The sequence below is a fragment of the Microcoleus sp. Pol1C5 genome (assembly GCF_036701115.1).
Taxonomy (GTDB): Bacteria; Cyanobacteriota; Cyanobacteriia; order Cyanobacteriales; family Microcoleaceae; genus Microcoleus.
Genome location: NZ_JAUBQE010000068.1, coordinates 23,845 through 29,906, shown reverse-complemented (window position 1 = coordinate 29,906; position 6,062 = coordinate 23,845). Strand labels below are relative to the sequence as shown.

At 47.3% G+C, this 6,062-nt stretch carries 11 protein-coding genes; all 11 read left to right on the top strand.

What is annotated here, in order from left to right; translation table 11 throughout:
• Window positions 1-285, top strand: a 285-nt coding sequence (locus QUA23_RS27605) for a hypothetical protein (RefSeq protein WP_333079069.1), incomplete at its 5' end; no start/stop codon positions are given.
• 1 nt (window position 286) lies between these two features.
• A complete protein-coding gene (locus QUA23_RS27600) occupies window positions 287-523 on the top strand; it encodes a hypothetical protein (protein WP_333079068.1) in 237 nt (78 codons plus the stop codon).
• Window positions 524-527: 4 nt separating this feature from the next.
• On the top strand, window positions 528-734 hold the full coding sequence (locus QUA23_RS27595) for a hypothetical protein (protein WP_333079067.1): 207 nt from the start codon (window positions 528-530) through the stop codon (window positions 732-734).
• 184 nt (window positions 735-918) lie between these two features.
• Window positions 919-1,131 carry a hypothetical protein gene (locus tag QUA23_RS27590; RefSeq protein WP_333079065.1) on the top strand — a complete coding sequence of 71 codons (213 nt, stop codon included), beginning with the start codon at window positions 919-921 and terminating at the stop codon, window positions 1,129-1,131.
• A gap of 11 nt (window positions 1,132-1,142) precedes the next feature.
• Window positions 1,143-1,601: a hypothetical protein gene (locus QUA23_RS27585; RefSeq protein ID WP_333079064.1), complete on the top strand. Its 459-nt coding sequence runs from the start codon at window positions 1,143-1,145 to the stop codon at window positions 1,599-1,601.
• 68 nt (window positions 1,602-1,669) lie between these two features.
• Complete coding sequence (locus QUA23_RS27580) at window positions 1,670-2,392, top strand: hypothetical protein (protein ID WP_333079063.1); 723 nt, start codon at window positions 1,670-1,672, stop codon at window positions 2,390-2,392.
• Window positions 2,393-2,406: 14 nt separating this feature from the next.
• Window positions 2,407-2,946, top strand: a complete 540-nt coding sequence (locus QUA23_RS27575; RefSeq protein WP_333079061.1) for a hypothetical protein — start codon at window positions 2,407-2,409, stop codon at window positions 2,944-2,946.
• Complete coding sequence (locus QUA23_RS27570) at window positions 2,946-4,991, top strand: hypothetical protein (RefSeq protein WP_333079060.1); 2,046 nt, start codon at window positions 2,946-2,948, stop codon at window positions 4,989-4,991. Before QUA23_RS27575 ends, QUA23_RS27570 begins: the two co-directional genes overlap by 1 nt.
• On the top strand, window positions 4,981-5,112 hold the full coding sequence (locus QUA23_RS27565) for a hypothetical protein (protein ID WP_333079058.1): 132 nt from the start codon (window positions 4,981-4,983) through the stop codon (window positions 5,110-5,112). Before QUA23_RS27570 ends, QUA23_RS27565 begins: the two co-directional genes overlap by 11 nt.
• A 204-nt stretch (window positions 5,113-5,316) precedes the next feature.
• Window positions 5,317-5,538 (top strand): hypothetical protein, encoded by a 222-nt coding sequence (locus QUA23_RS27560; protein WP_333079057.1) that lies wholly within the window; start codon window positions 5,317-5,319, stop codon window positions 5,536-5,538.
• Window positions 5,535-6,014: a hypothetical protein gene (locus tag QUA23_RS27555; protein ID WP_333079056.1), complete on the top strand. Its 480-nt coding sequence runs from the start codon at window positions 5,535-5,537 to the stop codon at window positions 6,012-6,014. Before QUA23_RS27560 ends, QUA23_RS27555 begins: the two co-directional genes overlap by 4 nt.
• Window positions 6,015-6,062: the final 48 nt, after the last annotated feature.

Below are 6,062 nucleotides of genomic sequence, written 5' to 3'. Positions count from 1 at the left end.
GGCTTAATCATGGATGCAGTCGCAGCAGGTCATTGCAAATACGGCAGCACTGACATTGATTTCTCTCAGGAGTTTGTGGCTGTCCGCGATGCCTGGATTCTAGATATTCGCACCAAGCTCAAGTCGAATTGGGCGAAGTATTTGCCTAGTTTGGGTGAGTTGGTAATTATCGGCGGTTCTGCCAGTCTCTTGCAGCCCATGTGCGAGGCATCCAAAGGTCGCTTTAAAATTGCCCCCAAACCCCAATTTTTCAATCTTTACGGCTTACAAAAGGAGGCTAGTTAATATGGCACAAGTCCGGGCTGTTATGCCCAGTAAATTCGTACCTTTGGCTGACGAACTGCTTGATGTGACTGGCGTTTCTGATTACTCGACATTAATTAGTTTGCTGCTCTCAAGATACGGCAATCACCTAAAAAGCACTTGGCAGCTTGACAATTCACTACCATCTGCACCAGTAATTGCTCAGCCGATTGCAGATACATCAACAGCACCTGAACCGTTCACACAATTGGAGTTTTAATCACATGGTCAGAATTATCAACGGCGTTGTGTTTGAAGACGGTAAACCCGGAAAACGGGTCATCAATACTCAGGGCGGTAATTACGTCGAAAAGATTGAGGGAGATTTCATTGCAGGCACGGTCATCAATCACACGTCAAATCCAACTCTAACACGCAAAGATTTATCGAAGGACGGCGATGCAATTGACGTTAAATCGGAGGAAGTTTAATGGCTGACTGAACTGCTTCGGAGATTGTTTTTGCCCACGTTTGGACAAATCCCAAAATTTTTCTTGAGGTGCTAAATGAAGCCCTGCCAGAAACTCAAAAAACTGTATTGGCGATTCTGCAAACTCTTCCAGAAGTTGGCAGCGACAAAGCAGAGCAAACTAACCCAACTGAGGAGATTAAGTAATGCTTGACGATGACAACTTCGAGAAAAATGCAACCAAGATAATGGTTGGCGGTGCGCTTGTGGCTGGCACTCTAATTTTTGCAGTCGGTTACGACACAGGCTATCAGTCTGGAGCAAAACGAGTCCCGGAGCCGACAATCATTCACGGAAACGTCACGATTAACAACAGCATTAATCTGAACTCAGATGATGCTGGAAGTGTAACCAAATAGGAGGAAAAAAGATGATTACCGATGAAGATTTAACCCCCATTGACCTCTCAGATTTTTGGGATGATGACGGTAACGCTCCTGTTTCGCAGAGCATTGAACCCGACTACATCAAGCGCCATATCGAACGCATTCCCAAATATGGCGATGATTCTCGGTATCGGTTGGCCTCGCACCTGGATATGTTTGAGAGCCTGAACCCAGACGGCACTTTAACGAACGAACAACGCGAAGCTGTAGACAACTTTGTGGCTGCGTATGAACCAGAACCTGACCCTGAATGTGTCGGCTATGAGTTCGACTTCCCCGAATCCCAGTACATTGCTCACGGGCTGGATTTGGACACGGCAATCGAGTTTAGTAACAGTTGGCGGCGTGGCGAATACCTACCCATAATCGGCCGACTCGAAGCTGATCCAGTCAGTCGCAAGCTCAACCAAATGCAAAGCCAGCAGATAGCCCTGAGAAAGTAACCTGCTGGCCTGCAATTCATCCCCTGGCACGAGCTGGGGGACTTACCGTACTCTAAGGAGAATTTTACATGGATTTTGGACGCAACGACACCAGCAGCATCGCTATCCGCAACCCCGCAGCCGGACACAGCCCATACATTGACGAAAAAGCGGGAGACTGGGCAGACACGGAGGCTGACATTCTTTCGTACTTGTCGGATGTCACGAAGCTTGAAGCGATGGCAGATAAAGCTGCCAACGCTGAACAGCTTGCCCTAGTTTTGGAACCGTTCCTTGATAACGCTGAAACCTATCTGGAAGCGCTGGGAAAAATCGCTGATGGACAGGTTACTTGGACGGAAATTCGGAAGAAATTCGGCTCCAAAGTCGGGAATGCCATCGCTAAAATCCGCAAGCTCAATGCGGAATTCGGCTCGGAGATGGAGCAACTAGACGCCAAAGACCGCGCAGCAATGCTCAAAATTGAAACTAGGCGACAACACGGACTAGCCGAGATTGCTTCCGAGCTCACGGGTGACTTACAAGCGGAATTGTGGCGACACGAGAACAAGATGGAGGCCATCGCAAATCGGGGCGAGGTAGCAGAGAAGAGGCAAACAATTCAAGAGTCTCTTAGAGAAAAGCGCCAAAGTTTGCTTAAACGCGCAACGGTCGGGTCGGACAAAGGAGTTCAAGAGAAAGTACCAGTTGTTATTGGATCAGCCAACCTCTCCAACGGTGTTTCCGCAACCGGGACACCCAGAGGATTTGGGGGCTGGTTTGCGAACGTAATGAATTTCAATAACCGTTAAAAGAGAGGGGACTTATGCACGAATTTATCGGGGCCAGTCCCCTTTCCTTTGTGGGAGGGGGGATTCAGCAGCAACAGCAACAGCAACAGCAATATCAGCAGGTTACAGCACCAGAGATTGACTCGCTGCCGAAGGAAACCAACGCCGAGCGCCAGTACCGAGATGCTGCTAATTTTTGCGAAGTCGTAGCACCCGCAGCTATCGGTTCAGCGGTAGTTTTCGCATTCCATACCATGCAAGTCGCGGGCGGTTCGGTGTTTGCAATTGGGCTTTACCAGATTTATCTATTAGCCAAGATTACCGGGCAATCGCAGCATCGCTTACCTACTGCAATTGTTGGCGGTGGCGTAACGCTCGGCATGATTGTCAGCCTTGCCGAACCAGTGGGGGAATTGCAACAGGCAAGCGATGCAAAAGCGCGTCTAGCGACAGGAATTAAAGAACTCCAGACTGTAAAAAAACCTACTCCCAACTACTTCGATTACTTGCCATCAATTGCGCTTGTAGCCATCGTTTTTTGCTTAATTTTCAAGGTCAAAGGAGTCAGCAAGTAATGCCACCATTAACCGAAAAACACGCTCAACTCTTGAAATCTAATCGTGCGTTGTTGCTGACCTTTGAAAGCTTTCCAGTTGCAGGCAAATTATCAGCGGTTGTTTTGGCGCTTTTGCTGGGAATATATGGGGGGATAAACGCGCTTAAAGGAACGACCAGCGACATGGTACAGGTTTGCATCCGTAACAAACAGTCGCTGCAATGCGTTGACAAGGCAGGCAAGCCCTACGTCATGACCAAGTACCACGCAGAACAGTGGAAGGCAAATGGCATCCCCGGTGAGGTGGTTTTTCACAGTAAAATCCCTGCAACCAATCGACAAAAAGCGCTGTGGATGGCGCTTGCTGGAGGCGGTTTTTGGATTGCAGGTGCTGGGTTCCGAAGCCTGCAAAACTCTGAGCGCCAACTCGCAAATTATGAAGCCATCGCAGAGAAGCGGGACTTAGCAAAAGGTCAACTGAATGCTCGTGCTGAACTGCTGGAAGATTACCGAGCGATGAGGATTAAAGAAGTACAAGCCGAGGGCGATGTGGAAGCTTTCGCAAACGACTGTGCTGTGGTTCTCAAACAGTGTGAAGTTTTGGGCGAAGCCGACATCCGCATCGCTCAAATGGAAGCTGAGGAAGCAGTTTTCGAGGCAGAAACTGCTGGTTTACCAGAGGATAAAAAGCGAGAATATGTTGAGTTTCTGCGGAAGCAAAAAACTCCTTTTCTGTTAACGGGGACACAAACACTCGACAGCATTAGTTACCCCGGCGACAAAGTTGAAACCTCGACCGCACCCGAAATTGAAGCAAATCCCAACCTTCAGATAGCCCGTCAAATAGCCCGTAGAATTTTGAATTCTTTGGTGGCAATAAACAGCTCGATATTCCTGGCTGGCCCGACTCGATGCGGGAAAACTCATACGTTGCATAAGTGGCTGCAAGAAATAACAACGCAGTTTCCAGACGGGGAAATCTACGTTATAGCTCAAAAGTACGAAGATTTTCCCGGCGTTCCTCGCAGTCGAATTTGTATATTTGACCCAGAAATTCCAGAGAAGTCTATGGAGTTTCTGGACGTGGTTTATGAAAAACTACAAGCGCGGAAATCCAAGCCAGCGACAGAGGAAACCTACCGCGATAAACCAATCAAATTAGTCTTAGAAGATTGGTTTGCAACGCACCAGTGTTTAGTTCAAAAACGCAATGCACAGCTTTGGGAAGATAAGGCTTCTAAACTTGGCAGCATAGCGACTGTCGGGGGTCAGTATAACGTCGGCTATTTCATTTGTACCCAAACATTTAACCTCTCATCTAGTGGAGTTGCCGACTCTAATATCCGCCTCAATTTGGCGCTTATAGCGCAAGGTTTGGTACGCACTAAACCCAACGGTGAGCAGCAGGGATCTTACGGGGTAATTGAACAAATGTTGAACAACCAGAAGGTCATTGCTGGTAAAAGCGATAGGGACAGACTGGCTTCAGATTTGAGCCAATTAATTCCTATTTCGATGACCGAGCAAACCCCAATAGTTCTTTCCACAATTGGCAATCCCAAGCTGGGGTTGATGCCACAAATTGACATTAATCAACTGCCATCTGACGAGGTTTCGAGCAACAGCAAATCCACAGAATCTAAAAGCGACTACTTCAACCGCGTTTTTAAGATGGAGTTCGATTTGGGCGACAGAAAGCCGTCTGACAGTCAGGCTGACAGCTTGCCTTCTGACAGCAGTGAAATTCTGTCAGAGGAGCCAGAAACTTTGTCAGATAAGGTGTCATGGTTTGTCTGGACTGTCAGGGGTTTTGGTCAGATGTACCCAAACCAGGCTCCTGAGCAGTTATTTTTGTCAGTGTCAGAGGCTGCACGACAAGGACAAAAACCCAGATATATTATTAGGACAATCTTGAAATGTGGTGAGAAAAACGACCATCCAACTCGCAGCTATACACGGCACGGAAAAACACTGCTCAAATGGCTGATTGAGAATTACGATGATGGCGAAGTTTCACGGTTGCCTAAGATTCAAGAGTTTCTAAGAAACAACAATGATGTTTAGTAGGCTATTGCAGTTTGTACCAGACTTCATTCTCGACCCAATTTACGACGCTATCTTTGCTGAATTTGTGAGGCGGGGAAACATCATATTTGACGAGGATGAAGACAACGATGTTTCGTAAAGTTTTAAAGTTTATTCCCCGCTGGATTTTACATTCAATTTACGATGCTGTTTCCGATGAACTGATTCGACGCGGGGTAATACTTCGGGGAGGGTACGACTGGGATGAAAGCGACAGAAACTAACCCGCACCCACATAATCAAGCGCTACTGTGTTATCGGTGATTTGGCAGTACAGCAGCGCATAACTGACAGGAGAAAAACAATGGCAACTAACGCATATAATGTAATTGAAGAAAATCCGAGCAAGCCTGTTCTTACAATCTTTCATGCCGAATATGGAGGACGCCCTTATCTCCAATACGAAATCACTGGATGGGGAGGTAGCGCAGTGCCTGTCAAAGGGGGAGAAGATTTTTCTAAATGTTTAGGTAGCTCTATTAGGTACGTTAAGCAGTATTGCGAAAAAGGAGGCAATTTAGGGTGAATGATACACGCCTAATTTCTGTCCGCCCGCCTTATTTGGATTTTATTGACGGTGTACTTTACATGGGGGGCAATAACAAAGCATTGCTTGAAAGCTGGGTTTATTTCCTAACCAAGAGTCACACGTTCGCAGCATCAGGGACTTACGGTTTGGCGACTGAGCAAAGATTCGCAAAGCCCGTAAAGTATGAAGCAAAGATTATCGGAGTTTCAAGCGCGAAGTCTTTGCGGTGGATAGCAGAGAATTTCAACCCTAAAAAGCATCCACCGTACCATCCGATTATGACGTGGAAACGTCCCGACCCGACTCCCCCTAAACCTTCAGAACCTGTATGGATTGTGCGAGTTGAACTGCGTGAAATCTTCAAAGGCTGCGAAGTGGAGGCAAAGAGAATTGCTCTTGAAAAAGCAGCCCATCCCATCACAAAAATAGTCGGATTAGTAGCCCCCAGTGGTCACTACGAATACTACAAATAAGCCCATGAAAGCACTAACTTGATAGCCGCATACCCGCACCCAAGCGGG

Coding starts and splice junctions, on each gene's coding strand:
- QUA23_RS27600 (WP_333079068.1), top strand. CDS start 287: ATGGCACAAGTCCGGGCTGTTATGCCCAGTAAATTCGTACCTTTGGCT.
- QUA23_RS27595 (WP_333079067.1), top strand. CDS start 528: ATGGTCAGAATTATCAACGGCGTTGTGTTTGAAGACGGTAAACCCGGA.
- QUA23_RS27590 (WP_333079065.1), top strand. CDS start 919: ATGCTTGACGATGACAACTTCGAGAAAAATGCAACCAAGATAATGGTT.
- QUA23_RS27585 (WP_333079064.1), top strand. CDS start 1,143: ATGATTACCGATGAAGATTTAACCCCCATTGACCTCTCAGATTTTTGG.
- QUA23_RS27580 (WP_333079063.1), top strand. CDS start 1,670: ATGGATTTTGGACGCAACGACACCAGCAGCATCGCTATCCGCAACCCC.
- QUA23_RS27575 (WP_333079061.1), top strand. CDS start 2,407: ATGCACGAATTTATCGGGGCCAGTCCCCTTTCCTTTGTGGGAGGGGGG.
- QUA23_RS27570 (WP_333079060.1), top strand. CDS start 2,946: ATGCCACCATTAACCGAAAAACACGCTCAACTCTTGAAATCTAATCGT.
- QUA23_RS27565 (WP_333079058.1), top strand. CDS start 4,981: ATGATGTTTAGTAGGCTATTGCAGTTTGTACCAGACTTCATTCTCGAC.
- QUA23_RS27560 (WP_333079057.1), top strand. CDS start 5,317: ATGGCAACTAACGCATATAATGTAATTGAAGAAAATCCGAGCAAGCCT.